25 protein-coding genes are annotated in these 26,550 nt (G+C 58.4%); 10 read left to right on the top strand and 15 right to left on the bottom strand.

Annotated features, from left to right (window positions below; all coding sequences use genetic code 11):
- Nucleotides 1-30: 30 nt before the first annotated feature.
- From R2940_12400 to R2940_12370, 7 genes are all read left to right on the top strand, one after another.
- A complete protein-coding gene (locus R2940_12400; protein ID MEZ4600580.1) occupies nucleotides 31-420 on the top strand; it encodes a hypothetical protein in 390 nt (129 codons plus the stop codon).
- A gap of 35 nt (nucleotides 421-455) precedes the next feature.
- Nucleotides 456-881, top strand: coding sequence for a hypothetical protein (locus R2940_12395; protein MEZ4600579.1), 426 nt, complete (start codon nucleotides 456-458; stop codon nucleotides 879-881).
- Nucleotides 882-1,105: 224 nt separating this feature from the next.
- Entirely contained in the window at nucleotides 1,106-1,294 is a 189-nt protein-coding gene (locus R2940_12390) for a hypothetical protein (protein ID MEZ4600578.1), read from the top strand.
- A 159-nt stretch (nucleotides 1,295-1,453) separates the two neighbouring features.
- Nucleotides 1,454-1,912 carry a hypothetical protein gene (locus tag R2940_12385; protein ID MEZ4600577.1) on the top strand — a complete coding sequence of 153 codons (459 nt, stop codon included), beginning with the start codon at nucleotides 1,454-1,456 and terminating at the stop codon, nucleotides 1,910-1,912.
- 255 nt (nucleotides 1,913-2,167) lie between these two features.
- A complete protein-coding gene (gene istA / locus R2940_12380; protein MEZ4600576.1) occupies nucleotides 2,168-3,403 on the top strand; it encodes an IS21 family transposase in 1,236 nt (411 codons plus the stop codon).
- Nucleotides 3,391-4,170, top strand: a complete 780-nt coding sequence (gene istB / locus R2940_12375; GenBank protein MEZ4600575.1) for an IS21-like element helper ATPase IstB — start codon at nucleotides 3,391-3,393, stop codon at nucleotides 4,168-4,170. Before istA ends, istB begins: the two co-directional genes overlap by 13 nt.
- Before the next feature lie 408 nt (nucleotides 4,171-4,578).
- A complete protein-coding gene (locus R2940_12370; GenBank protein ID MEZ4600574.1) occupies nucleotides 4,579-4,770 on the top strand; it encodes a hypothetical protein in 192 nt (63 codons plus the stop codon).
- Between the two features lie 200 nt (nucleotides 4,771-4,970).
- Here the strand turns inward: R2940_12370 and R2940_12365 are convergent, their stop codons facing one another.
- Together R2940_12365 and R2940_12360 are read right to left on the bottom strand one after the other, a co-directional pair.
- Nucleotides 4,971-5,354, bottom strand: a complete 384-nt coding sequence (locus R2940_12365) for a type II toxin-antitoxin system death-on-curing family toxin (GenBank protein ID MEZ4600573.1) — start codon at nucleotides 5,352-5,354, stop codon at nucleotides 4,971-4,973.
- Between the two features lie 3 nt (nucleotides 5,355-5,357).
- Nucleotides 5,358-5,585, bottom strand: coding sequence for a hypothetical protein (locus R2940_12360; GenBank protein ID MEZ4600572.1), 228 nt, complete (start codon nucleotides 5,583-5,585; stop codon nucleotides 5,358-5,360).
- Nucleotides 5,586-6,170: 585 nt separating this feature from the next.
- On the opposite strand from R2940_12360, the gene R2940_12355 reads away from it, so the two are divergent.
- The gene (locus tag R2940_12355; protein MEZ4600571.1) at nucleotides 6,171-7,238 is read left to right on the top strand and encodes a hypothetical protein; all 1,068 of its coding nucleotides are present in this window, start codon (nucleotides 6,171-6,173) and stop codon (nucleotides 7,236-7,238) included.
- A gap of 77 nt (nucleotides 7,239-7,315) precedes the next feature.
- Here R2940_12355 and smpB read toward each other — a convergent pair whose 3' ends face one another.
- The 9 genes from smpB to R2940_12310 all read right to left on the bottom strand — a co-directional run bounded on the left by smpB (nucleotide 7,316) and on the right by R2940_12310 (nucleotide 18,962).
- Nucleotides 7,316-7,768, bottom strand: a complete 453-nt coding sequence (smpB, locus tag R2940_12350; protein ID MEZ4600570.1) for an SsrA-binding protein SmpB — start codon at nucleotides 7,766-7,768, stop codon at nucleotides 7,316-7,318.
- The gene (locus R2940_12345; protein ID MEZ4600569.1) at nucleotides 7,758-8,231 is read right to left on the bottom strand and encodes a SoxR reducing system RseC family protein; all 474 of its coding nucleotides are present in this window, start codon (nucleotides 8,229-8,231) and stop codon (nucleotides 7,758-7,760) included. Before R2940_12345 ends, smpB begins: the two co-directional genes overlap by 11 nt.
- Nucleotides 8,228-8,923, bottom strand: a complete 696-nt coding sequence (locus R2940_12340) for a DUF502 domain-containing protein (GenBank protein MEZ4600568.1) — start codon at nucleotides 8,921-8,923, stop codon at nucleotides 8,228-8,230. The genes R2940_12345 and R2940_12340 overlap by 4 nt, the downstream gene beginning before the upstream one ends.
- A gap of 3 nt (nucleotides 8,924-8,926) precedes the next feature.
- Nucleotides 8,927-10,228, bottom strand: coding sequence for an amidohydrolase family protein (locus tag R2940_12335; GenBank protein ID MEZ4600567.1), 1,302 nt, complete (start codon nucleotides 10,226-10,228; stop codon nucleotides 8,927-8,929).
- Nucleotides 10,229-10,308: 80 nt separating this feature from the next.
- Nucleotides 10,309-10,704 (bottom strand): aspartate 1-decarboxylase, encoded by a 396-nt coding sequence (locus R2940_12330; protein ID MEZ4600566.1) that lies wholly within the window; start codon nucleotides 10,702-10,704, stop codon nucleotides 10,309-10,311.
- Nucleotides 10,705-10,706: 2 nt separating this feature from the next.
- Nucleotides 10,707-11,561 (bottom strand): pantoate--beta-alanine ligase, encoded by an 855-nt coding sequence (gene panC, locus R2940_12325; protein MEZ4600565.1) that lies wholly within the window; start codon nucleotides 11,559-11,561, stop codon nucleotides 10,707-10,709.
- 1 nt (nucleotide 11,562) lies between these two features.
- Nucleotides 11,563-12,366, bottom strand: coding sequence for a 3-methyl-2-oxobutanoate hydroxymethyltransferase (panB, locus tag R2940_12320; GenBank protein ID MEZ4600564.1), 804 nt, complete (start codon nucleotides 12,364-12,366; stop codon nucleotides 11,563-11,565).
- 304 nt (nucleotides 12,367-12,670) lie between these two features.
- A complete protein-coding gene (locus R2940_12315) occupies nucleotides 12,671-17,410 on the bottom strand; it encodes an NAD-glutamate dehydrogenase (protein ID MEZ4600563.1) in 4,740 nt (1,579 codons plus the stop codon).
- Between the two features lie 7 nt (nucleotides 17,411-17,417).
- Nucleotides 17,418-18,962, bottom strand: coding sequence for a GGDEF domain-containing protein (locus R2940_12310; GenBank protein ID MEZ4600562.1), 1,545 nt, complete (start codon nucleotides 18,960-18,962; stop codon nucleotides 17,418-17,420).
- Nucleotides 18,963-19,233: 271 nt separating this feature from the next.
- On the opposite strand from R2940_12310, the gene R2940_12305 reads away from it, so the two are divergent.
- A complete protein-coding gene (locus R2940_12305) occupies nucleotides 19,234-20,136 on the top strand; it encodes a hypothetical protein (GenBank protein ID MEZ4600561.1) in 903 nt (300 codons plus the stop codon).
- On the opposite strand, the gene rsmA is transcribed toward R2940_12305, so the two are convergent.
- From rsmA to R2940_12285, 4 genes are all read right to left on the bottom strand, one after another.
- Complete coding sequence (gene rsmA / locus R2940_12300; GenBank protein ID MEZ4600560.1) at nucleotides 20,130-20,924, bottom strand: 16S rRNA (adenine(1518)-N(6)/adenine(1519)-N(6))-dimethyltransferase RsmA; 795 nt, start codon at nucleotides 20,922-20,924, stop codon at nucleotides 20,130-20,132. The two genes, R2940_12305 and rsmA, sit on opposite strands and share 7 nt — an antisense overlap.
- A gap of 6 nt (nucleotides 20,925-20,930) precedes the next feature.
- Entirely contained in the window at nucleotides 20,931-21,413 is a 483-nt protein-coding gene (locus R2940_12295) for a DUF2062 domain-containing protein (GenBank protein ID MEZ4600559.1), read from the bottom strand.
- Nucleotides 21,414-21,426: 13 nt separating this feature from the next.
- Entirely contained in the window at nucleotides 21,427-22,461 is a 1,035-nt protein-coding gene (gene tsaD / locus R2940_12290) for a tRNA (adenosine(37)-N6)-threonylcarbamoyltransferase complex transferase subunit TsaD (GenBank protein MEZ4600558.1), read from the bottom strand.
- 195 nt (nucleotides 22,462-22,656) lie between these two features.
- On the bottom strand, nucleotides 22,657-23,973 hold the full coding sequence (locus R2940_12285) for a PhoH family protein (GenBank protein MEZ4600557.1): 1,317 nt from the start codon (nucleotides 23,971-23,973) through the stop codon (nucleotides 22,657-22,659).
- A 326-nt stretch (nucleotides 23,974-24,299) separates the two neighbouring features.
- On the opposite strand from R2940_12285, the gene R2940_12280 reads away from it, so the two are divergent.
- A complete protein-coding gene (locus R2940_12280; GenBank protein MEZ4600556.1) occupies nucleotides 24,300-26,540 on the top strand; it encodes a vitamin B12-dependent ribonucleotide reductase in 2,241 nt (746 codons plus the stop codon).
- The last annotated feature ends 10 nt before the right edge of the window (nucleotides 26,541-26,550 follow it).

Below are 26,550 nucleotides of genomic sequence, written 5' to 3'. Positions count from 1 at the left end.
TTTGTGATTGATACCGAAAGGAGGTGAGCTATGACCGGAAGCGACATAGCCCAGCGCCAAGAAGCGCCCCAAAATCCCCAGACCGAAAAAGAACTAATCCCGCCCGGCATCTATCAAGCTGAACTGACGCGAGTGCTGAGGTATCAAACCCTCACAAGCAAACGGGTCGGCTTTGAGTTTACTATTCGGGGTGGACCGGCTGACGGCGCGGTGATTATTCAGAGTGCCGTTATCAACTACAACCCTAAAAGCAGGCTCACGGCGACAATCAAGGCACTATGCGGCAATGAGCAAGTTCGCCCGTCCAAGCTGCGCTACCTGGTCGGCACAAAACGGCCCGTCCTGGTCATTCAGGGCAAAAGTCGGCATGGAACGATCTTCAACTATATCGACAGGATTCTTCCCGCCGAAACGGTCTGAGGGCAACAGCATAGCGCTGAACGGGAGGCAATAAAGTGCCAAAGGGTACATTCATTGAATATGATTTGTTGGAATCTGCCGCCTATCGCCAACTGACAGCTACGGCAAGGGACGTATTTCACCGTTTCCTGAAAAAGCGGCAACTCAAAAAGCGGAAAGGGTCCAAAAAGAACGAATGGATTGTCGCAAATAACGGCGAAATTATTTTCCCCTATTCTGAGGCCGAAAAGATGGAAATTTCGCGGGCAACTTTTGCGCGTTGCTTGGACTCTCTTATTGAGTGCGGTTTTATCGACATTGAACACAGTGGCGGGGGCGGTCCGGGAAAAGATGTTTCACTATATGGCCTCAGCGAGCGATGGAGAAAACACGGCACTCCTGAATTTGAAAAGAGGGTTCGACCTAAGGATACCAGACAGGGGGAAGCGTTGGAAAGATACCACCGTGAAAAAAAACGTTAGTTTCAAAACTGAAACTTAGATCAGTTTCAATCCTGAAACATCATCCGGCACAATCAAGGGTGGTGGAGTTTCAAGAATGGTCTTGACCTTTTGCGCGGCAATCAAGCCAACCTATTAAATAATAAGCATTTATCATTCATCGTCAGAACGGACAATACTGAAGGAGTGATGTTTCAAGATTGAAACTATTCTATAGATTACCAGTATCCGGAGAAAGAAGAGGCTTGATCAAGGACAAAAAACAGAGTGAATGGCTATGGCTGGAAGGCTTTATTCTCTGGCGGGCGGCTTGCCGAATTACGGACATGAAAAGGGATCATTTTGTAGCCGCAAGCCATGACCTTTCCAAAAAGAGTTCTTCAAAAAATCGTGAGCAAGGCCCCTTATTTTTGACAAGGAGAAGGAAAAAATGAAGACAGGGTTAACCCCAATCAAAGCTATCAGGGCAAAGTGCTTATCCTGCTGTTGTGACTCGGTAAAAGAGGTCAGGGAATGCACCGTTAAGGATTGCCCGCTTTATCCTTACCGGATGGGCAAAAGACCAAAGCCCGAAGCTGAAAAAGGTGGTGATTATGGCCGCGAAGAGGAAAGAGAGACGAGGTAAGCCAAACCCTGCCAGCAAAAGCCAGTCAACCGGCAAATCGCTTAACCGAATTGCAAACCCAAATCAAAACAAAAAAATTGATCTGGCGGTTGCTGTGAAAATGTATTTGCAGGGGATAAGTCAAGCCGACATCGCCCGGTTCTTCAACGTTACTAAGGGCGCTGTTTCCCTGGCTCTGAAGCCGTTCAAGGTGCAAAACCCTGGAGCGGTCAAGGCATACGCTGAAAATAAAGCGGCGATGCTGGATAGTTTGGAAAATTCGGTCCTTGCTGCCCTAACTCCGGGGAAGCTAAAAAAGGCATCGGGCCGCGACCTGGCAATAATTTTCGGGACACTCTACGATAAAAACCGCTTGGAGCAAGGCAAGTCCACAGCCAATATAAACACGTTTTCACGGCTGATTGTCGAGGATGAGGACGACCTTTGAGGCAGAATTTAGAAGTCTCAGGGGTAATTTTGGGGGTATGGAGAAAATAAACAGTTTAAAAAAGTGCTAAAAAACAATTGGTTGTGAGGTTAGTTTGATAGACGCCACCCTTAAAAAGGGTCTGTCGCACTAGCTGTCACTGGTAAAGCAATAATGTACCAATCGCGGTAACGAAAAGTGTACCACCCTGGACCCCATGGTATCCCTTCTCTTAAGGGGAAAGGAGGGATGCCGATGATCTCCACGGAGGTGTACATGGACATTATTGCTCTCAAACGTCAAGGTCACAGTGTTCGCTGGATCGCCAAAAAACTCGGCATCCACCGCAAGACTGTAAAGAAGCATCTGGAAAACAATGCCTTCCCAGGTTACCACCGCCAGACCAGCAAGCCCACCATCCTCGAGCCGTATCACCAGGTTGTCCGGGATTTCCTCGATGAGGATGACTACCAGGCGACCTGGATCTTCGAGCGACTCAAGCGCATGGGCTACACCGGCAGTTACGACACCCTCAAGGTCTTTGTCCGCTCAATCAAGGAGCAAAAGTGCCGCATCGCCTATACCCGCTTCGAGACAGAGCCGGGTCTCCAGGCCCAGGTCGATTGGGGCGATTTCAAGATTGATGACGGGTCGGGAAAGACCACCACGATCTATGCCTTCGTCATGGTTCTGGGTTTCTCCCGCGCCATGTACGTCGAGTTCGTCGAACGCTGCACAATGGAGACCTTTATGGATTGCCACCTGCGCGCTTTCCGTTCTCTTCGTGGTGTGTCCGCCGAAATCCTTTACGACAACATGAAGCAGGTCGTTATCGGCAGGGACAACGGCAAACCGAGCTTCAATGTCGAGTTTCTCCATTTTGCCAAGCACTACGGGTTCACTCCCCGGCTCTGCCCGCCCTATAGCCCTTGGGTCAAGGGAAAGGTGGAACGCCCGATGGACTATCTACGCGAGAGCTTCTGGCGCGGCTACGGCTACCGCTCACTTGCCCAGACCAATCAGGATGTCGCTACCTGGCTGGCCGAAACGGCTCACCAGCGGATTCATGGCACTTACCGGCAACAGGTCATCCTGCGCTGGGAGCAGGAGGTTCCTCATCTGGGTTCCCTGCCGGAGGCCGATTACGACACGTCGCTCAAATTCTTCCGCAAGGTGTACAAGGATTGCCTGCTCTCTTTTGCCGGCAACCGTTACTTTGTCGCGCCGCAAGCGGTCGGCAAGCACGTCCTGCTCAAGGTCAAGAACCATGTCCTTCGCATCTATCATGATGCCGAGCTGCTGGCCGTCTATCAGATCCCGGACACCAAAGGGCAAACCATCGGCCTTCCGCCACGGCCCTCCCGGACACCTCAACAAACCCCGCGTTACGGCCGGGACAAAGGCAAGGCCACGCGAGGTCTGGTCACCGGTACCCTTTACCCTGAGGTCTATCAGCGGCCCCTGGCCGAATACGACCGCTATGCCGCCGGAGGTGTCTCATGGACCAACTGACCTTTGATCGCCTGCAGGACAACCTGAAACGGCTGAAACTCTTCAAGGCGGTGGAAATCCTCGATGATGTCGCAACCCTCTCCCAAGCTAACGGCGCCTCCTATCTCAGCTTCCTCGACCAGCTTTTGGAGGAAGAGGTGGCGGCCAAAGACAAGCGGCGCGTCGATACCGCCATGAAGATAGCCGGCCTGCCCATGGCCAAAACCATCGAGGAGTACGACTTCACCTTCCATCCTCATCTGGACAAAAAGGCCGTCATGGAACTCTTTGATCTGACCCTGCTTGCCAAACACGAAAACGTCATCTTCCTGGGACCGCCGGGCGTTGGCAAAACCCATCTGGCGATCGCTTTGGCCATCAAGGCCTGCTACCACGGCTTTCGCGTCTACTTCACCACCATGCACACGCTGATCGCCAAGCTCAAGGAGAGCCAGGCCAAGGGAAAGGCCTACCTCAATTCCAGTCTCGTCATCGTCGATGAGGTCGGCTATCTTCCCGTCACCAGCCAGGAGGCGTATCTCTTCTTTCAGTTCGTCACCTACCGCTACGAGAAGAGCTCGACGATCATCACGTCCAACAAAAGCTTCTCCGACTGGCAGGAACTCTTCGGCGATCCGGTCATCGCCTCGGCCATTCTGGACCGGCTGCTGCACCATTGCCGGGTGATCAACATCAAGGGCCACAGCTACAGACTTCAAGGCCATGCATTCGCCAACCAACTCTCCCAGAAAGGAGGTGATTCTTCCATCTCATCGTCCCCGGATTGAAAAGGTCTCTCCCTGCAGGTGGTACACTTTTCAATTCCCGTAACTGGTACACTTTTCAGTTCCCATTGACACTAGCGGCAGGCCCTTTTTATATGTTTGATGCGGAATCGAAGCGGAGCGAGCGCTGACTAAATGTCAGAAAAGCGGCCAGGGATGGCCGCGTCAGCGAGCGGAGGGGAGCCTACGCAGGAGGGAACAGGATGTGCCCGACGTAGTAGGCGATTCCCGCCAAGGGTCTGTCGCCTGATCTTCGAGCACCAGGCCAAAGCACCCAAAAGACCGATTCCGCGCCCTTCATCGCCTTCATGTTGCGGATGATTTTGGATACGGTGACCAGCTTCACCCCCCCAAGTCAGCCCTCAAGTCACCCCCCAAGTCGGCGAGCTGCTGGCGGCGATCCAGGGCGAAATGGACCGAGAGACGCTGCAATCCGCCCTGGGGCTTTCAGACCGCAAATCCTTCCGCGAGCGCTACCTTAAACCGGCCCTGGCCGACGGCCTGATTGAGATGACCATCCCCGACAAACCCAACAGCCGCTTGCAGAAATATCGCCTGACCGACAAGGGCCACCAGGTGTTGGCCCAACACGGCGGCAGATAATTTCCGACAAATTTGCCTGGAGCAAATTTGGACAGCCGAAAGGCCTGTCTCAAAGGGACGGCCCTGTTCGTTTTGGCAGCCGGTGTCATTCACCCCTGGCGTGTCGGAAAAAGCAAATGGTTTTTCGAAACGTCGGGCGATTTTGTTCAATTCCATTTTCGAAAACCGAACCGGCGTCCGAAGGCTTGATCAAAGGGAATCTACAGCGCTTTGCTCCAGCGGCGGTTGAACACCGCCACCTCGGCCTTGTCGATCTCGCCCCGGGCGACAGACAGCACTGTCTCGGCAAGGTCATCCTCCGGCGCATCGAAGTCGTGGTCGTTCAGAAGCAGGAACACCAACGCCGTCACCGCGCCGACCCGCTTGTTGCCGTCGAGGAAGGGATGGTTCTTGACCAGATGAAACAGATAGGCGGCGGCCATCTCGTAAATGTCGGTGTGCAGGAATTCACCGCTGTAGGTCGCCATGGGCATACCAAGCGCCGATTTGAGCAGCTCAATATCCCTGATGCCGGTTGTGCCGCCGTAGCGGGAGATCTGGTCCCGGTGGATTGCCAGAACCTCGGTCAGGCTGAGGAATTTCACCCCTTACTCCGCCAGCTTCTTGAGTGCTTTAGGGTAGCGGGCATTGACCCTGTCGAGAGCGGTCGAGAACGCCTCGCTACGATCAGCATCCTTGATGGGGGAAAGAATCAGCACCTGGCCGTCGGTGGTGACGTCGAAGGGGGTCTCGGCATCGGCCCCGAGCAGTTCCAGTATCGGTTTTTCGATCACCAGCGCCAGGCTGTTGCCGTGCTTGGTCAAGGTTTTGATCATGGCGGCCTCCGTCATTATTTGGTTACAACATCGTACATACAAAGATAAAACCATTTTGAGGTTTAGTCAAGATGGATATCCGCAACCCAGCAGGTAACGTTCCCAGATCATGATGAGTTTATTGATGTATTTACATGGCGGATAAAAGAAAGGAGCGTTTACGCCGCTTCCTGCTCGTACCAGGCGACGATGCGGCCGAGGCGCTCCTATTCCGCCGGGTCGCAGCACTTCCACCATAAAAAAGGGTCTGTCGCACTGGGGGCAGACCCTTTTTATATGGATGATGCGGAATCGAAGCGGAGCGAGCAAAGACTTAATGTCAGTGATCGATATTCTTTTCAGTCCGACTCTGGAAAAAAAAGAGAAACCTGCTAGCTTTGCTGGAAGGCATCACTCTTGCCCGGTTCTTCAATGGCCCGTTCAATAAACTAATGAATTCACTGATTTTTTTCACGGATTACCTTTGTACCAGCATGCAGGAGACGAAACTTTCAGAGCTACCCCCTTCCTCGGATTCTGGAGGTCGATTTCATCGAGCCGGGCAGCAGTGAAAAGGATCTAAAAACCTGAAGCTGGGAGGTAAACATGAAAAAAACAGTTCTCGCAACCTTTTTGATCCCACTGTTGCTGGGCGGAATGGCTTTTGCCGCCCCCATCGCCCAAATCGTCGGCGGAGTCACCAGGGTCGACATCTCATCCGAGGCCCTTCAGGCCCTCGAGTCGATGGATATCGACCCGTCGGGCCTTGTGCCGGCGAAATTCGATAACCGGAATGCCACCTCAATTTTCCCGATTCCCGCCGGGGCCATCGATCAGGGCAATGCCAAGGGGGATATTTTTCATGGCGGCGGACTGACCCTCAAGACCTCCGACAGGAAAGTGTCCCTGCTCAACTTTATCATCAGCACCACGGGGGACAGCCCGGTTCTGACCGCTCTGGTCGCCGTCGATGACGACATCCTCGATCGTATCCCCCTATTCGATTTGGAGTTGCCCCGGTCCATTGAACCGGATGAGCAAGGATTGATCGTCATTCCCGATGTCAATCTCCGCCTGACCCAGAGGGCTGCCGAGGCCTTGAACGAAGCGTTCGGCACCGCTGCATTTCAGGAAAATTTCTCCTTCGGCAATGCCGATATAACGGCCCTGAGCCTGACGAAGGAAAAGATGGATGAAGAGGCGGTGAATGGGAAACCGGAGGAGCCGATGACTCCGGAACCCTTTGATAAGGAACCGGCTGCTATGGAGCCGGCCGGAATGATACCGGCTGCCGAGGAACCGGCCGATGAGCAACCGGCTGATGAGCAACCGGCTGATGAGCAACCGGCTGATGAGCAACCGGCTGATGAGCAACCGGCTGATGAACAACCCGCTGATGAGCAACCGGCTGATGAGCAACCGGCTGATGAGCAACCGGCTGATGAACAACCCGCTGATGAGCAACCGGCTGATGAACAACCCGCTGATGAGCAACCGGCTGATGAGCAACCGGCTGATGAGCAACCGGCTGATGAACAACCGGCTGATGAACAACCGGCTGATGAACAACCGGCTGATGAACAACCGGCTGATGAACAACCGGCTGATGAACAACCGGCTGATGAACAACCCGCTGATGAACAACCGGCTGTCGAGCAACCGTTGGTCGAATAGCGAAAAAGTGGTTCCCAACCGGAAGAACGGAAAACGCCCGACCCATCTGGGTCGGGCGTTTTTCATCGGAAGGGTGTTTACTGCCGATCCCGCACGGCCCGGGCCATTTCCCGGTCGGCTTCCTTCTGCTTCAGGGTGTGACGCTTGTCGTGGAGTTTTTTCCCCCGGGCCAGACCTATCTCGAGCTTGACCCGCCCTGCCTTGAAGTAGATCTTGGTCGGCACCAGGGAGAACCCCCTTTCGTCAACCTTGCGGATCAGTTTTTCGATCTCCTCGCGGTGCAGCAGCAGCTTGCGCACCCGGGTCGGATCGTGGTTCTCCCGGTTGCCGAATTCGTAGGGGGGGATGTTCATGTTGTTGATGAACACCTCGCCGTCCATGATCCGGCAGAAGGACTCCTTGAGGTTGACCTTGCCGAGGCGCAGCGACTTGACCTCGGTGCCGGTGAGCACAAGGCCCGCCTCGTAGACATCTTCGATGAAGTAGTCGTGGAAGGCCTTCTTGTTGTTGGCGATAATTTTAATCCCCATGGCGGTATTCTTCCTCCAGCAATTCCTCGGCGGGCAGGATTTCAATCAATTCGGGCATGAACAGGTCCGCCGGAACCGCCCTGCAGCCGATCCGGACCAGAACGAAGCATCCGGCCATGAGTCCCAACCCCAGCAGGGCCGCCAGCAGGTTCGGCGGGGCGTGGATCGGCAGATAGCTCCCGAGCAGCATGCCGATGAGGGCGCCGGCGAGAAGCCCAATCAGGGGCAGAACCCAGAGCAGAAACAACGCCAGCAGCGCTCTTCCGGGCCTGAGGGCGAGTCTGACCCGATCCCCGGTTTTGGCGCCGACGATGTTGAGTGCCCGGATCCGCAGATGGCGGCGGTCTTCTATTTTGCGGATACCGAGAGGGCCGCCGTGTGAACAGAAGAAGCTTTTCGGGCTGAGTACCTCGACGACACCGGGGTCCGGAATCTCGACCACAAGTCCCTTGACCTGCTTCATGGCAATTCTCCCGGCTCGAGGGCGTCCTCTCCAACCGGCCGTCGCCTCCGCCGGGGCCGCTCCGGGGGCGTCACCATGCCGCCGGAGATGATCAGTTTGAAGGCTTCCTCGACGGTCATGTCCAGTTCCTGGGCTTCTTCCTCCGGCACCAGTATGTACCACCCTGAGGTTGGATTGGGGGTGGTGGGTATGAAGACGTTGATCATATGCTGATCGGTCAATTTCTGCACCTCGCCCTGGCTGATGCCGGTGACGAAGCCGACGGACCAGATACCCCTGCGGGGGTATTCGAGCAGCACCACTTTGCGAAAGCCCTGGCGCTCGGCGCTCAGCACCGTGTCCGCCACCTGCTTGAAGAGACCATAGATTCCGTTGACCAAGGGGATGCGCGCCATCATCCGCTCGGAAAAATTGACCACCGACCGCCCGAAATAGCTACTGACGAGCAGGCCGACTATCAGGATTAAAAACAGGGTTGCGACCAGTCCGAGCCCGGGGACGGGAAAGCCGACCAGGGCCTCGGGCCAGAAGCGCTGAGGCAGAAACCGTATGAGCAGCCCATCCATGAGGGCAATGATCCATCGCACCACGAGCAGGGTCATCCCCAAGGGGATCACCACCAGCAGCCCGGCCAGAAAGGACCGTCTTATCTTTTTTCGAATCAGTCGCCGAAATGCCGACGATTTTCCCATTCGCTACTCCACTGCCAAAGGCGAAATTATATTATCGGGCCGGTTGGATTTCAAGACCCGGCGGCGCCCGTCCAGGTAGAGACAGCCCCCGCCCAAATCTCCGCCGCGGTGACAGAGAAAGGATTCCAGATCCTCGGGACCAACTGTTGAATTCAGCGGAAGAACCTGGAAATGAACACCCCAACCCGGTTCGAGCGCCCCCATCTCCCCCTGCAGACCGAGAGCCCGGGCTCCGTTGACCGTGGCCATGGCGAGCAGTTGCGCTGGAGACAGGAGGTCGCCGTAGATCCGGGCGGCACAGGCCAGTTCATCCCAAACCGAAAGGGACGGGCTGCTGGCGCAACTGTCGGTGCCGAGGGCGAGGGGGACCCCGGCCGCCAGGTAGAGCTCAACCGGCGCCCGGCCCACCCGCAGCCGGGCGTTGGATCGGGGGCAGAGGACCAGAGTCGCACCTTTGCGACCCAGCAGTTCGGCATCCTCCCGCGTCACCTGGACGCCATGGACCAGCAGCGGCTCGAGATCCAGGATCCCCTGGTCTTCAAGCCAACCGGTCGGCCGTCTGTGAGGGGCCGGCGGCACTGCTCCGTTCCAGCCGACTGCGGGGTAGAGTTTTTCGGCCAGGGCGCCGGAAGATGACTGGAGAAATTCACTCTCCTCGGCCGATTCGGCAAAGTGGATGCTCAAAGGCCTGTACCGGGCAGCCGAACGGATCGGCTCCATGACGGCGGCGGACATGGTGTAGGGAGCATGGGGAGCCAGTCCGGGGACGAGACGCGTCCCCGCCGGGCGCTGGTCAAGAATGGGTTGCAGCGTTTCGAGGCGGCTTTGAACCTGACCGGGATCGAGCCCCAGGATTTCGAGAAAGACCCGTCCATGCAGGGGGCAGTTCTGGTAGGCGGGGAAGATGTCCGGGCAGGAAAGAATGTCGCCGAGAGCCCCGGTGCCGGCCTGCAGAGACTGCTGCAGGCCGTCTTCCAGGGATCGACGGAGTTCGGCAGACGGTTGCCGGCGCTTGACCTCGATGAGATGGAGAATCCAGTCGACAAAACCGTCGGCGGGTGCCGAAGTCCGGTCGGCCTCTGCCGCCCACCGGGGGAAGCGGGTCAGATCGAGGTGGGTATGGGCATTGGCCAGGGGCGGCAGGATCACGGCATCGCCGAAATCGACGACTTCACCGCTCCATCCCGCCTGCAGTTGACGGCGGGTGCCGACGGCGGCGATACGCCCTTTTTCCACCTGCAGAGCGCCGTCCTCCAGGGGCGGCGCGGTCACGGATACCAGATAGCGGGCCAGATAGAGGGTCATCGATCTTCACAGCCGCAGGACACCGGCGGCATCGGGAAAACCGGCCTGCTGAGCCCGGCAATGGTCTGTTTCAAAAATCGTCAAATCGCCTTTCGCAGGCTGCCCTGTCCCGGGGTTTCTTTTTTCTGATCCGTGGGCACGTTGCTGTCGTCGACGAAAACCAGCTTCGGCTCGTGGCTGGCAGCTTTCTCGTCGTCGATCTCCAGCCAGCTGGCGATGATCACCTTGTCCCCCCTGGAGACCAGGCGGGCGGCGGCGCCGTTGATGCAGATGGTGCCGCTTCCGGGGAGGCCCTCGATGGCGTATGTCTGAAACCGGGTACCGTAGGTCACGTTCCAGATGTCCACCGCCTCATAGGGCAGGATGTCGGCGGCGGCCAGAAGGTCGGCGTCGATGGTGACGCTCCCCTCGTATTCGAGATCGGCGCCGGTGACCGTCGCGCGATGGATCTTGGATTTGAGCATTTTGCGCTTCATATTCAGCAGTCCTCCTCTTGAAGATAACTGTTGTCTATCAGGCGGGTGCGGCCGATGCGCACGGCGAGCAGCAGCACCGATTGGCGATCGATCTCCTCGACCTCGGCCAGGGTTTCGCCGTGGCATATCTGCACGTAGTCGATGACCGCATCCGGTTCCTGACAAATCCGTTCGGCGACCAGTTCACACAGGGTTGCAGCACTTTTCTCCCCCAGGCGGACAGCCTCTTTGGCCAGTCCGATGGAGGCGCTCAGGGCCAGCGCCTGCCGTCTCTCATCGGGTGCCAGGTAGCTGTTGCGCGAACTCATGGCCAATCCGTCCTCTTCCCGAATGATGGGCATGCCGATGATCTCCACCGGCAGATTGAGATCCTTTGTCATGCGGCCTAGAACCGCAAGCTGCTGGAAATCCTTCCGGCCGAACAGGGCGACATGGGGCTGCACGATGGCGAACATTTTGCAGACCACAGTGGTTACGCCGCGAAAATGTCCTGGCCGGCTGCGGCCGCAGAGGGTGTCGGTCAGCCCCTCGACCTCGACAGTGGTCGCATAGCCGCGGGGGTACATATCGCGGGCTTGGGGGGCGAAGAGCCAGTCGACGCCCACCGATCGGGCCATATCGGCATCCCCGGCGAGATCCCGGGGGTAGGACTCGAAATCCTCCCCCTGGCCGAACTGAGTCGGATTGACGAACAGGGACAGCACCAGCAGATCACCCCGCCGGCGCCCTTCACGGAGCAGGGAGAGATGCCCTTCGTGGAGAAACCCCATGGTCGGCACCAGGGCGATCCGTCGTCCCTGTTCCCTGGCTGCCAGGCAGCGGGCCTGCATCGCATTGACGTCGGTAATGATCTCCATGTCAGAAACTGTGTTCGGGCCCGGGAAACTGCCCGCCTTTGACTTCGCGGATGTAGGTCTCGATCCCTTCCTGAATAGTACCCGAAACGTCCGCATACCGTTTGACGAACCGGGGCGAATACTTTTCGCACAGGCCGAGTATGTCGTGAATCACCAGCACCTGGCCGTCGCAGTGGACCCCGGCGCCGATGCCGATGGTCGGGATGTCCAGAGCGGCCGTAATCTCCTTGCCGAGAGTAGCAGGAATGCCTTCCAGAACCACGGCAAAGGCACCGGCCGCCTGCACCGCCCGGGCATCCTCCAGCAGTTGCCGGGCCTGCTCCTGCTCCTTGCCCTGCACGCGAAAACCGCCCATGCGATGGATCGACTGGGGGGTAAGACCGATATGGCCCATCACCGGGATATCCATGTCGACGATAGCGCGGATGGTGGAGGCTACATTGATGCCGCCTTCCAGCTTGACCGCCTGGGCGCCCCCCTCCTTGACCAGGCGACCGGCGTTGATTCGCGCATCCCGCAGATCGGTCTGATAGGAAAGAAAAGGCATATCGCTGACCAGCAGGGCATTCTTCAGACCGCGGGCCACCGCCCGGGTGTGGTAGATCATCTCTTCCATGGTCACCGGCAGCGTATTGTCGTATCCGGAAACCACGGTGCCCGCCGAATCGCCCACCAGCACCATATCGATGCCCGCCCGGTCCATCAGCCGCGCGAAAGGAAAATCGTAAGCGGTGAGAACGGTTATCTTCTCTCCGCGGGTTTTCATCTGCTGAATGTCGATGATGGTTCTAGGTTTTTCGGCCACCCTCACCTCCTGGCCCGGGCTTTCCTGAATTCTTCGCCTTGAGCACTCATGAGGACTCCCGCGTTTTCCGCCGGCAAAAAAAAATCTTCCGGACCCCGTCCGAAAGACATGTTTGTGCCGCCGATGGACGCACCACCGGCTCTGACCGTCATTGTCTTCCGTCCCGGTCCCAGGGATCCAGGCGGTGTTTTTTTAAAATTTCAGACAGTTCCCGTCGCCTTGCTCGCTCCGGCACGAGTTCCGGGCGGGCTCGGGCTTGCCAAACCGGCGCAACGTATAGCACAGCTAGAAAAGGTTGTCCAGTTTATTCAGCAGCCAGCATCGCCTCCAGGGCGCCTGCCAAAACCGTGAAGGGGTGACAGTTGCCGGGCACCCCCTCACGCAGCCGGGACAGCAGGGAACGATAGTTCTGCAGGCTGCCGGGACGTCGCTCGAGAAAGGCTTTCAGATCACCGCCGCCGGTGTCCCAGACCGCCAGGCTGAGTTCAAAAGCCAGGGCATCCAACTTGACTTCGAGTTTCTGCCGGGCCATGCGGTCCCAGCGGTGGCGGATGGGCACACCGGCGAGCATCCGCAGTATTTCCGGCAGAGCGAACGTGGTTCGGATCCGGTTGAAGAGTCGGGTCAGGCTGGAAAAATCTCCGCCGGTTCTCCTTTTCATGCTGGCGACCGGCAGGAAGCCGTCCAGCCAGGACAGCCTGGCGGCCCGCCGGGCCAGGCCAGCGGGAAACCCCAGCTGCTCCAGGCGCTTTTCCTCGACCGATCTTTCCCGGCGCTGGTCTTCGGACAGCAGGGTTTCCATGACCTGGTCGTACTCGGCGATCTCCCGCTGCAGCGACTCGATCAGCTCCTTTTCCGGAACCGCCTCCAGCCTCTGAACCAGGGACCAGCGGGAGAGATATTCGAGCACGGATTCCAAACCTTCCAGCAAAGCCAGTTCTTCCTCTGCACTTATCAGTCCGCCCAGGGAGCGAACCTGGCGCCTCAGCTCCGGCCCCCGCAGGGCGAGGTCATAGGTCAGATAGGTTTTTACCGCCTTGACCGCCGGGGCCCCTGTCTGCTCCCAGATCCGGCTGATGAAGGAACTGCCGGCCTGATTCACGATGGTGTTGCCAATGGCCGTTGCCGCGATCTCCCTGCGCAGAGGGTGCTGCCCGAGATGGCCACGGAAGCGGCGGCGCAAAGGCGCGGGAAAATAACCGGCCAGAAAATCCGCGCCGATCCGGATGTCGGGGAGGTCGCTTTCGAGCAGGTCGTCGATCAGATCGATTTTGGCAAAAGCCATCAGCACCGCCAGCTCCGGCCGGGTGAAGGCCTTCCCGGGGCGAGCCAGAACGGCTTTTGGAGCGGGCAGATGTTCGATCTGGGGGTCGAGCCGACCGGCGTTTTCCAAACGCTCGGTCAATACGAAAAAGGATTCGAGCCGTTTTTCGCAGCGCCTCACATCGAGACTCAGACAAAGGTTCTGCTGGTAACAGTTCTCCAGCACCGAGGCGCAGACCTCATCGGTCAGATCCTCCAGCAACCGGTCCCTCTCCCCGGCCAGGGCGGATTCCTGTTCCTGAAGCTGCTGCAGCAGGATCTTGATGTTGACTTCGTGGTCGGAGCAGTCGACCCCGCCGGAATTGTCGACCGCATCTATGTTGATCCTCCCCCCCGTCAGAGCGTACTCGATGCGGCCACGCTGGGTGAACCCGAGGTTGCCCCCCTCGGCCACCACCCGCACCCGGAGCCGGCCGCCGTCCACCCGCACTGCGTCGTTGCCCCGGTCGCCGACATCCTGATGGGATTCCGTGGAAGACTTGACATAGGTGCCGATGCCGCCGTTCCAGAGCAGATCGGCTTTGGCGGTGAGAATCAGCCGGATGAGGCCGGGTCCGTCGATGGAGGTGTAGCGGCATCCGAGGAACCGGCGCACCTCGTCTGACAAGGGGATTTCCTTGGCATCCCGGCTGAAGACACCGCCGCCGGAGGAGAGCAGGGCCGGATCGTAATCGGTCCAGGAGGATTGGGGCAGCTTGAACAGCCTCAACCGCTCGGCATAGGACAGGGCCGGATCGGGATCGGGGTCAAGGAAGATATGCCGGTGATTGAATGCCGCCTGCAGTCGAATCTTATCCGACTGCAGCAGGCCGTTGCCGAAAACGTCGCCGCTCATGTCGCCGATACCGATGACGGTAAAGGGCTCCTTCTGGATATCGACGCCCAATTCCCGAAAATGCCGCCGGACCGCGATCCAGGCTCCACGGGCGGTGATGCCGAGTTTCTTGTGGTCGTAGCCGTGGGAACCACCGCTGGCAAAAGCGTCCCCCAGCCAGAAAGCGTACCCGGCCGCCACCCTGTTCGCTTCATCGGAGAGATGGGCGGTCCCTTTGTCCGCCGCCACCACCAGATAGGGATCATCGCCGTCATGGACCACAAGTCCGGGAGGATGAACAACCCGCCCTGCAATGCGGTTGTCGGTCAGATCGAGCAGGCCGCGGATGAACTCCCGATAGGCGGCGACGGCGGCACCGGACAGGCCTCCTCCCTCCCTTTTGAGAACAAAGCCGCCCTTCGATCCCGTGGGTACGATCAAGGCGTTCTTGATCACCTGGGTTTTCATCAGGTCGAGAATTTCAGTGCGGAAATCGAGCCGGTCGGAGAGCCGGATGCCGCCCCGGGACACGACTCCGCCCCGCAGATGAATCCCTTCCATGGCCGCACTGTGAACGAAGATTTCGTAAAGGGGTCTGGGGGCGGGCATGTCGATGATGCCGAGAGAGCCGATCTTGAAGGAGAGCGGGTGATCCCGCTGCCCCCGGAGAAAGAAGTTGGTCCTCACCGTGGCGTCGATGAAATTGAAGAAAGCACGAAGGATGCGGTCCTCGTTGATGTCCGCAACCTGTTCCAGAGAAGCGGACAGTTCCTCGCGCAGCGGCGACAGAGCCCCTTCACGGCCGGAGTCGGAATCATCATCGACAGGCCCGAACCGGGCCTCGAAGTAGCGAAACAGAAGATAGGCCGCATGGGGATTGCGGATCAGGGCCAGGGCTATCCGATCCCTGCTGAAGGGGGCTCCTAGCTGCAGATAGTAGTTGCGATACCCCCGAAACACGTCGATCTGGCGCCAGGAGAGCCCGCAGGCCAGCAGCATGCGGTTGAGAAGATCGTTTTCCACCTTCCCTTTCCGCACAGCGGCCAGGGCTTCGGTCAGCATCTCCCGATGCCGCTGCAGCCCGCCTGGCACATCTATCTCCGGACGGATGGAAAAGCTCTTGATGAAGGTGCGGCGAGACCCTTCGATCACTTCGAAATCGACATCCTCCAGCGCCGCCAGCCCGAAATTCTCCAGTATCGGCAGAATCTCATTGAGGGAACTTTCCCTGTCGCTGTAAAACTGGAGCCGCCAGAACTCCCCCTGCCCTCCCAGGGGTCCCCAGAGAGCGAAGATCTCCCCTTTCTCCTGCTGGACGTTTTCGACTTCGCGGACGTCCCGCAGGGCGAACCGTGGATGGACCAGGGCCTGATACTCCCGGGAAAAGGCGGACCGGTAGCGCTGCCAGAGGTAATAGCCCGTCTTGAAACCGAACTTTTTTTCCAGCAGATGCCGCAGCTTCATGGTCCATGGTCTGAAAATACGGGTCAGGCCGCTTTCCAGCCGTCCCAGGTCGACACAGACTCTCCCCTCGGGATTGCCGAGGCGCACGTGCAGGCTGACGAAATCGCCGGAAATTTGGATGACGCGAGCCTCCACGAAGGAGGTTCCGCAGCGGCGGCCGAGATAAGCTTCGAGACGCTGAACCGTCTCGGCCGAGTAAAAATCCCGCGGCATCATCACCACCAGGGTCAGCCCCTCCACCGCCAAACTCGGCACCGCCACGATCCTCACCGCTTCATAACGGTACAGAAGAGTGAAATTACGGGCCACCTGCTGCAGTTCGGATGGTTCCATGAAAAACAGTTCGACCTTGGGAAAGGTGTTCAGCAGATCGACCGTCTTGCGGAAATCGTGGCTGTCGGGAAGAATTCCGAGGGCGTCCAGGGCATGGCGAATGCGCTGCTGCAAAGGGGGGATATCCCAGTTGGATTGATGGGCGCTGCGGGGGGGGAAGACCCCGAGGAAGGCATGCTCTCGCCATCCTTCGACAGTTCTTTCGCGAAAACCCAGGTAGGACAGGTTTTCCCGCCAGTGAATGGGGCTGGGTCGTTCGGTGCGGAACACCACAACCGGAGCGGGACGAATCAGCTGATCCCGAAAAAGGGGGTTCAGTTCGGCGAGGGGGTGGGATTCGCAGCATTTCAGCTCCCGCGGATGGGAGGGCATGCCGAGGGCGCTGCCCGGCTCCTCACGAACCCAGCATTCGCCGCCCGGCAGTTCCCGCAAGAGCAGACAGCGGTAGGAAAAAGGGCGAAAGTTGCCGGCCCGCAGCCAGGACCAGAACTCGCTGAAACCTTCCTGGGCGGCGGCCGCCTGCAGGGAAGCCAGACGGCTGTCGAGCTGCTCCCGCTCGGACTCTAGATGCACCAGATCGACGATGCCGTCCCGCAAGCCTTCGACAAAGGTCTCCTCCCCGGCGTCGAGAAAACCACTCAGGGTAAAAACCATGAAGGAATTCCGCTCGGCGCCCTCGGCTCTTTCAGCGGTCAGCATTCGTCCATCCTCGGCGGGTCGGGTGAACACCAGGGGATGAGCCAGGACCTCGAAACGCAGCTCGGTTTTTTTCAGGAAGGTCTGGACGGCATCGAACAGAAAGGGAATATCACTGGAGCAGGTCAGCAGCAGGGACCGGCCGGGGCGATCGGCGGGCAACAGGCGAACCTCCGCGGAAGAGGTCCGGCTTTCGATGAAATCGAGAAACAGATTCAGCAGTTCGGCAATCCGGTGCAGGGATCGGCCCGACGTGAAGGAGGGGGAGGCGTTGAACCGGAATGCTACCGTCAACTGCTGCAAGCGGCGAATTCGATCCGGACAGGCAACCCCTCGCAACAGATCCAAAGCGCTTTCCAGGGTCTTTTCAAATTCTCCGCGGGGATCTTCTCCTCTGTCGACCCGAATTTTCATCGCCCCATCACAGCCCGAACCATTTCTTCTTACCGGAATAGACCACCACCTGGTTGCGCCCTTTTTTCTTGGCCTGGAAAAGCGCCTTGTCGGCGGCGCTGATCAACTGGTTTTTGTCCAGAGAATCGTCATCGAGACACATGCCGGCCACGCCGAAACTGGCCGTCACATGATGGCAGACAAAATCGTATTCGAAATCGTGTCCCGCCACTTCGCCGCGAATCTTTTCCGCCACCACCTGGGCGGCATCCACCGGGGTTTCCGGCAGGATGATTGCAAACTCCTCGCCGCCATAGCGGGCAAACAGATCATACTCCCGCAGTTTAAAACGGCAGACGTTGCAGAACTGCCGCAGCACTTCGTCCCCGGCCTGATGACCGAAGCGGTCGTTGAAGGACTTGAAATGATCGATATCGACCAGGATCAGGCTCAGGCAATGGCTGCGCCGCTTCGAGCGATTGATTTCCCGATCGAGAAAATCCTGAAAATAACGATGGTTGAAGGCCTCGGTCAAGCCATCGACATTGGCCAGTCGCTCCAGAAGTTTATTCTTTTTTTCCAGCTCGGCGGTCAAAAGCTCCAGTTTGACGGTTTTCTCCACCAGAGCCCGATTCATCTGTTCGTAACTGAGGTTGAGCACGCTTAGTTCGGCGTTGGCGATCTGCAGCACCTCGGCGACCGATTTCTGCTCTTCGATTTTCATATCGAAGGAACTGGCCGCCCGCGCCACTTCCTCATGAACATTGTCGAGAAAGGATTCCAACTGGCTTTCCTGCACCCCGAGCAGGTCGACCGCCCGTTTCTTGAAGAATTCTATCGTATTTTCCGGAGTTTTCGTCTCAAAAACCTGGGATACCAGGCCGGACAGAAAAACCACCTCGCACAACTGTTTCAGAAAGGGATCCGTCTCCTGACAGGACTGGGGGGAGTGGTGGTAGAGCAGCGGTTCGGAAAGCCTTTTGGGAAAACCCCAGCGGCGAACCACTTCATAGCCGATCGTGGGGTGATCGACACCGATGATGTCCCGTTCAAGTTCGCAGCGATCCGCCGCTTCGATTTCCAGGCTGCGTTCGATTCGCTTATAAAGAGATGGATAGGCGCGGGCCAGAATCAGAATGCCGAGATTCTGCAGCAGACCGGCCACAAAGGCTTCCTCGGCGGCTTTTTTGTCGACCAAACCGAACAGACTTCGGGCCGCAACCCCCTCGAACAGCGATTTTTCCCAGAAACGGGCATAATCGAAACCGTTTTTCTGCTGCTTGGCCGGAACCAGAAAGGAAAAGGACAATACCAGGCTGCGCAGGGCGTTGGTGCCGAGAATGCTGGCCGCCTGGTGAATGGTGCTGACCTGTTGCGGGAAACCGTAGAAAGCGGAATTCACCACCCGCAGGATTTTGGCCGAGAGGGAAATATCCCGGGAAATCAGATCGGCGATTTCGCCAATAGTGGTATCCTCATGGGCCGTCATCGAGATCAGCCGTGACGCGACAGGCGACAAAGTGGGCAAAACGTCCGACTCGAGGACCTGTTCGAGAACCGTTTCTTTTTTCATGGTCTTTACCTGTAGCCCAAGAAAAAGGTGATGTCGGGGCAATCCCTGGAAGCCTGAAACAAAACCTGAGGAGTTTCAACGAGATTCTGGATCAACCCCGCGACGAATCGAATTTGCCTTGCCTTTGCCTTGCGAATGGCATAAAAGCGTGTTGCACGATCGAACCGGGTTCCAGGCAATTTGAATCGGGGTCGGTCCAGGGATTTTAACACCACGACTCGACTCCGATACCGATAGCGATCCCGATCCCGATAAATTGAGGACAACAGGCATGTTTCGCAAACAGGACATGATTCTTCTTCTGGTCAGTTTCTCCTCCATGGCGATGGGCGTTTTTCTCCCCGCTCTCGCCAGACCTCTGACCTATGCGCCCATGTCCCTGGTCATGTTCCTGCTGTTTCTCTCGTTCCTTTCGGTGGATCTCCGGAGGATTCTGCGTCCGGTCCTGTCGGCCCCGGTGGGTACGGGACTGCTGTTGATCGGCAAATGTGTCCTGCTGCCTGTCGGGGCTTACGCTCTTTTTCATCTCTTCTGGCCGAAATTCGCGCTGGCAGCCCTGCTGTTGGCCGGAGCTTCGACGGCCGTACTGGCCCCATTTTTTTCCAATCTGCTGAAAGCGGACGTTCTGTTGACGGCCTCCATCGTCATCATGTCGTCCCTGCTGCTCCCTTTCACCCTCCCCCCGCTGGTCGCGGTCCTTTCGGGGGAAACCATGACCGTCAGCCTGATCCCGATGATGTCGATGCTGGCAATGATGATATTCGTTCCGGCTTTGGCCGGGCAGGCCTGCACGCGATGGCTGCCGGATTTGACCCGCTGGTTTCTCGGCCATCATTTTCCCCTGGCCCTGATCGCTATCGGAGTCACCAATATCGGGGTCTTTTCCCGCTACTCCCGATACTTTCTGGAAACGCCCCTGCTCGCCCTCGAAGCTCTTGCCGCCGCATCCCTGCTGGTGGTCCTGGTGCTGCTGATCAGTCCCTGGCCTTTGCTCCTGGCCGGATCGGCCTTCCGGGATACTGCCCTGATCTGCACCGTCTTTCCCAACTACATCCTGATTTTGGCTTTCAGCAGTCAGTTCTTCGGGCCCGTCGAAGCCACCTTCGCGGCCACCTACAGCATCCCCTTCTTTCTGCAGCTCCTGCCTCTGAGGCGGTTTCTTCGGAATCAGTGATTCTGCAGCAGCCGGGCCAGGGCCGCGAACTCTTCCAGACTCAAGGTTTCCGCCCGTCTGCCCGGATCGATGCCGATGCCCTCCAAAGAATCATGCAAGATATGAGCCATGTCCCCAAAACCTCCCCCCTTGAGGGAATTGGCCAGGGTTTTTCGCCTCTGCGAAAAGGCGCTTTTGACCACTCGGCGGAAAAAGGCTTCATCCCCTATCTGAACCCGGGGCTGAGGCAAAGGATCAAAACGGAGGACCACGCTATTGACCTTGGGCGGCGGATAAAAGGCACCGGGAGCAACCTTCACGACCCGCCGGATATCGAACCGTACCTGGCAGAGCACCGAGAGGATGCCGTAATCCCTCCCTCCGGGCGCGGCACAGATCCTCTCCCCCACCTCCTGCTGAAACATGAGAACCAGACGGCTGAAAAGGGCACTATGGTCCAGAATCTTGAACAGGACCTGGCTGGAGATGTTGTAGGGGAGATTGGCTACCAGCTTGTAGGGCGGTTCCGTCAGCAGCTTGTCCCATTCCAGGCGCAGGGCATCCCCGGCATGGATTATGAGATTGGCGGCACCCCGGGCCAGAAGGGCATCGATCAGATCCCGGTCGATCTCCATGACGTGCAGGACGTCCGCCCGGGGCAGCAGGTGATCGGTGAGGGCGCCCAGGCCGGGGCCGATTTCCAGCACCCGATCGCCCCTGTCAAGCTCGGCGGCCTGCAAAATGCGTTCGATCACCTGGGCATCGCGCAGAAAATTCTGTCCGAAGCGTTTTTTGAATTGATGCTGCATGCGGAGTCAGCGTCTTTGGGGTTTGCGGGGCCACCGGGGAATCCGCCAGGATTTGACCAGGGGAACCACCTGCAGCATGAAGGAATAGGCGAACACAGCGCACAGCGAACCATAAAACAGGCTTCCCACGGTCATCGGCAGAAGCACCTCCCAGCCGAGGCTGGTAATGGCGGCGAAGCTTAATTCCCGGGGAAACCTGGCATGGTCCAGCCCCAGCAGCAACCTGCCCGATTCATATTCGAGAGCATAGATGAAAGGCGCTGTAAGGGGATTGGTGATCCAGACGCCGACGGCCGCGGCGATCTTGTTCTCCTTCAGCAGCATGGCCAGGAACACGGCCAGTATCATTTGAAAACCGAAGGTGGGCGTCATGCCGATGAAAATGCCCAGGGCAAATCCTTTGGCGATGTCCTCGGGTTCCGCACGCAGCCGGATCAACCGCAAAATATTGAGCTTGAGTTGCCTCGCCAGAGACCAGCGTCGATACATTCAAATCAACCTGTTATGAGGAGCAGGGGTTTGGCCCTTCCCCGACCTTGTCCAGGGACCAGTTGGCTAGGGCATTGAGAGACAGGTCTGAAAGAATTCCCCGTTCCAGATAGAAGTTGGCTGGAACAGCCAGCATGGCGGCGTTGTCGGCACACAGCAACGGGGCGGGAAAAAACACCTGGAGCCCTTCCCTTTCGGCAAGACTCCTCATCCCTTGGCGGAGGCCCTTGTTGCAGGCCACCCCACCGGCTACGACCACCCGTTTCAAACCCGTTTCCCGGGAGGCGGCAAGGGTCTTGCCGCACAGGACATCGACCACCGCCTGCTGAAAACTGGCCGCCACATCCTTGAGATGCTGCCCTTCGATTGGTTCGCTGTGTTTGCGGACATAGTAGAGCAATGCCGTCTTGATGCCGCTGAAGCTGAAGTCGAGGTTGTCCTTCTTCAGCAGGGGTCGGGGAAAATCGATCGCCTGCGCATCGCCTTCAGCGGCCAGGCGGTCGATGAGGGCGCCTCCCGGATAGGAAAGACCCAGCAGTTTGGCCACCTTGTCGAAGGCCTCGCCGGCGGCGTCGTCGAGTGTCCGCCCAAGGGTCCGGTAACGGCCGATTCCGTCCACCCGGTACAGATGGGTATGCCCCCCGGAAACGGCCAGGGCCAGATAGGGGAAGTCGATCGGCTGTTCCAGCAGGGGGGCCAGGATATGGCCCTCCATATGGTGCACCCCGGCCAGCGGCAACTTGCGGGCGAAGGCGATGGCCTTGGCCACGGACAGCCCGACCAGGAGGGCGCCGATCAATCCCGGACCGCGGGTGACGGCAATCCCCTCGATGTCGTTCAGCCCGACGCCGGCCTTCTGCAGGGCCTCGTCGATGACAATGCCGATCGCCTCGATATGCTGGCGGGAGGCCAGTTCGGGAACCACTCCGCCATAACGGGCATGCACCTCGACCTGGGACGCGATGATGTTGGACAGAACCTGCCGCCCGTCCCGCACCACCGCCGCCGAAGTCTCGTCACAGGATGTTTCTATTGCGAGTAAAAGCATTCAGAATCTCAAAAAATCGGGGACCAGGGGCTGGTAACACCAACAACCGAGTAGACGTTCTCGAATATCTGGTCTTTCCAAATCGAAATCGCTATCGAAATCGAAATCGGGTGTTAGCCTTTTGGTGTTAAATTCAAAGCCAAAGGCCGATTTCGATCCCGATCCCGATTTGGATAGCCGCCAAACCAGCCACCTTCACAACAGATTCGCCGCCAGTTCGGCCAACGGAGAGCGTTCGCCCTTGGTCAGGGTAACATGTCCGGCAATTTCCTGCCCCTTGAATTTTTCCACCGCATAGGTCAGGCCGTTGCTGGAAGAATCGACGTAGGGGTTGTCGATCTGGTAGGGGTCGCCGGTCAGGACGATCTTCGTGCCCTCCCCGGCCCGGGTGATGATGGTCTTGATTTCATGCGGAGTGAGGTTCTGGGCTTCGTCGATGATCATGAACTGCTTGGGTATGGACCGCCCGCGAATATAGGTCAGGGGCTCGATTTCGAGCAGCCCCATCTCTTCCAGCTCCTTGTAGCCCCGCTTGCGCTTGCCCCGCTCGTCCACCATGCCGAGCAGCAGTTCGACGTTGTCGAAGATCGGTTGCATCCAGGGTGCCAGCTTTTCCTCGACATCCCCCGGAAGAAACCCGAGATCCCGACCGAGGGGAAAGATCGGCCTGGATACGAGCAGCCGACTGTAGTCCCCCTCGTCCGCTGCCTTGTGCAGTCCGGCGGCGATGGCCAGCAAGGTCTTGCCGGTGCCGGCCTTGCCGACCAGGGTCACCAGCTGAATGTCGTCGTTGAGCAGCAGATCGAGGGCGAACTGCTGCTCACGGTTACGGGGGTGAATGCCCCAAAGTCCCTCCTTGGGAGGGCGGATCAGAGGCACGACCCGGCCGAGCGATGCCTGGTAGCGTCCGATCCCGGTATGAGAGGGGTTGGTGTCCTCCACCAGGGTGATCCCTTCGTTGGGCAGATAATCGCCTTCCAGGTCGAGATACCCCTGGCCGTAGAAACGGTCGACTTCATCCTTTTTCACCATTACTTCGGCGGTGCCGGAATAAAGTTCCTCGATGGACACCTTGTCCGATTCGTAATCGGCGGCCACCAGTCCGATGGCATCGGCCTTGATCCGCAGATTGGTGTCCTTGGTAACGAAGACAACCGGGCACCGGCACTCCTTCTTCATCTGCAGGGCGACGGCCAGAATCCGGTTGTCCCCCCGTTCGGTCTGAAGTTCGGGCGGGAGGCTCCGCAGGGTCTCTTCGGTGTACAGCATGACCTTGAGAATCCCTCCCCCTTCAAGAGGCACCCCTTCGGTCAGGTGAGCCTTCTGGCGAAAGGAATCGAGCAAACGGGAAATCTGGCGGGCGTTGCGTCCTATTTCACTGAGATCCTTCTTGAAGGTATCGATCTCCTCGATAACCGTGATCGGCACCACGACGTCGTTGTCCTCAAATTTGAGAAACGCCAGGGGATCGTGGAGAAAAACGTTCGTATCGAGAATGAAGACTTTTTTCATGGGGGACCTTTCGAAGTCAGTAAGTGCTTTCTGTCATCGGGAAGCGGGGGCGCCTGGCAAATCCGAGCCTGTCCGGGGCACAAAACTATCATCGGCAAACCGGTTTTGGCAACAGCTAAATCCCTTTTGCCAACCCGGTGTGGACCGGTACAATGAGCCCAGGGAGTCCCCGCCCTGCCGACCCCGTCCGCCGGGGCCCGATGTCCCGGCCATTTGCATCTTGACAAAACTATATATTGTGGTTTAATGCGAGCCTTACCACAGCATATTGACAAGAATATCAACCCCATTCATCGACGCCAAACCGGAAAAAGGCAGGAAACAGCATGGAAAAAATCCTCGCACCAGAACCCCGCTTATCGAAGAACGCCCAAACGGTCCTGCAGCGCCGCTACCTGAAAAAGGATGACGAAGGGCGCGTGCAGGAAAACCCGGTGGATATGTTCCGCCGCGTGGCCCGAGCTGTCGCCGGAGCGGAGAACCTGTTCGACCATGTCGATGCCGAGAGCATGGAACAGGAGTTCTACCGACTGATGACCACCCTGGAGTTCCTGCCCAACTCGCCGACCCTGATGAATGCCGGCCGGGAACTGGGACAGCTGTCCGCCTGCTTCGTGCTGCCGGTCGAAGATTCCATGGAAAGCATCTTCGAGGCGATCAAGCAGACCGCCCTGATCCACAAGAGCGGGGGCGGCACCGGTTTTTCCTTTTCCAGGATCCGGCCGGCGCAGGATGTGGTTCTGTCCACCAAGGGGATCTCTTCCGGCCCCATCTCCTTCATGAAGGTGTTCGACGCCGCCACCGAAACCATCAAGCAGGGCGGCACGCGGCGGGGCGCCAACATGGGGATTCTGCGGGTCGATCACCCCGACATCATGGACTTCATCATGTCGAAACGGGATCAAAAGGTTTTGACCAACTTCAACATCTCCGTCGGCATGACCGAAGCCTTCATGGAGGCGGTGGAAAAGGGCGTTGAATATGACATCATCAACCCGCGGACCGGCGAGGTGGTGAAAAAGATGGACGCCGCCAAGGTTTTCGACCGGATCGTGGAGATGGCCTGGACCAACGGTGAGCCGGGGATCATCTTCCTTGACCGGCTCAACCGCGACAATCCCACTCCCCAGATCGGGGAATTCGAAGCCACCAATCCCTGCGGCGAGCAGCCGCTGTTGCCCTATGAATCCTGCAATCTCGGCTCCATCAACCTGACCCGGATGGTCGATGAGAAAGGGGCGGTCGATTGGGAAAAACTCAGGAAGACGGTGCATCTGGCGGTCAGGTTTCTGGACAACGTGATCCAGATCAACAAATACCCCCTGCCCCAGATCGCCGATATGACCTATGCCAACCGCAAGATCGGTCTGGGCGTCATGGGCTGGGCCGACATGCTGGTGCTGCTCGGACTGGGATACGACGAGCCCGAGGCTGTCCACCTGGGGGAAAAGGTGATGGCCTTCATCAACCGGGAAGCCAGGACCGCCTCCCGGGCTTTGGCCGAGGAAAGGGGAGGTTTTCCCAACTTCACCGGCAGCCGCTATGATCAGCAGGGGCAGGCTCCGGTGCGTAATGCCACCTGCACCACGATTGCGCCGACGGGAACGATTTCCATCATCGCCAACACATCAAGCGGCATCGAACCGATTTTTGCGGTTTCCTACCTGCGCCAGGTCCTTGACCAGGACGTGCTCGTGGAAGTGCACCCCCTGTTCGAAGAGATCGCCAGGGACAGAGGGTTCTACTCGCCCGAGCTGATGAAGGCGATTGCCGAAAAGGGTACCATCCAGACCTTCGAGGAGATCCCTGCGGAGGTGCGCCGTCTGTTCGTCACGGCCCATGACATCACTCCTGAGGATCACATCCGGATGCAGGCGGCCTTTCAGAAGAATACCGACAATGCCGTTTCGAAAACGGTCAATTTCCCCCACACCGCCACTCAGGAACAGGTGCGGGACGTCTACCTGCTGGCCTACCGCTCGGGTTGCAAGGGGGTGACCATCTACCGGGACCGGTCCCGGGACATGCAGGTGCTGGCCGTCGCCGGAAGCACCGCGGCGGAAACCGAGGCCAAACAACAGGCACTGCCGGTGGAAAGCCAGAAAACCGGCCGCAAGCGGGAGCGTCCCCGGGCGCTGACCGGCGCCACCTATCAGATGGAAACCGGCTGCGGCCCCCTGTATGTCACCATCAACCAGGACCACAGCGGATTGTTCGAGCTCTTCACCACCATGGGCAAGGCCGGCGGCTGCGCGGCCAGCCAGTGCGAAGCCATCGGCCGGCTGGTCTCCCTGGCCTGGCGCAGCGGAGTCCAGGCCCGCCAGACGGTCAAGCAGCTGATCGGCATCACCTGCCACAAGCCGGCCGGATTCGGCCCCAACCGCATCACCTCCTGTGCCGATGCGGTGGCCAAGGCGATCCAGCTGCACATGCTCAGCGAAAGCGACGAACAGGACAAGATCCGGTTCAGCGCCAACGGCGGGGCCTGCCCGGATTGCGGAGGCCCGGTGGAACATGAAGGGGGTTGCTGTGTCTGCCACGCCTGCGGCTATTCGGAGTGCGCCTGAACAGCCTGGG

Source organism: Syntrophotaleaceae bacterium (assembly GCA_041390365.1).
In the GTDB taxonomy this organism is placed as follows: domain Bacteria; phylum Desulfobacterota; class Desulfuromonadia; order Desulfuromonadales; family Syntrophotaleaceae; genus JAWKQB01.
The sequence above is the reverse complement of the archived record's forward strand: the minus strand, read 5'-3'. Positions and strand labels throughout refer to the sequence as shown.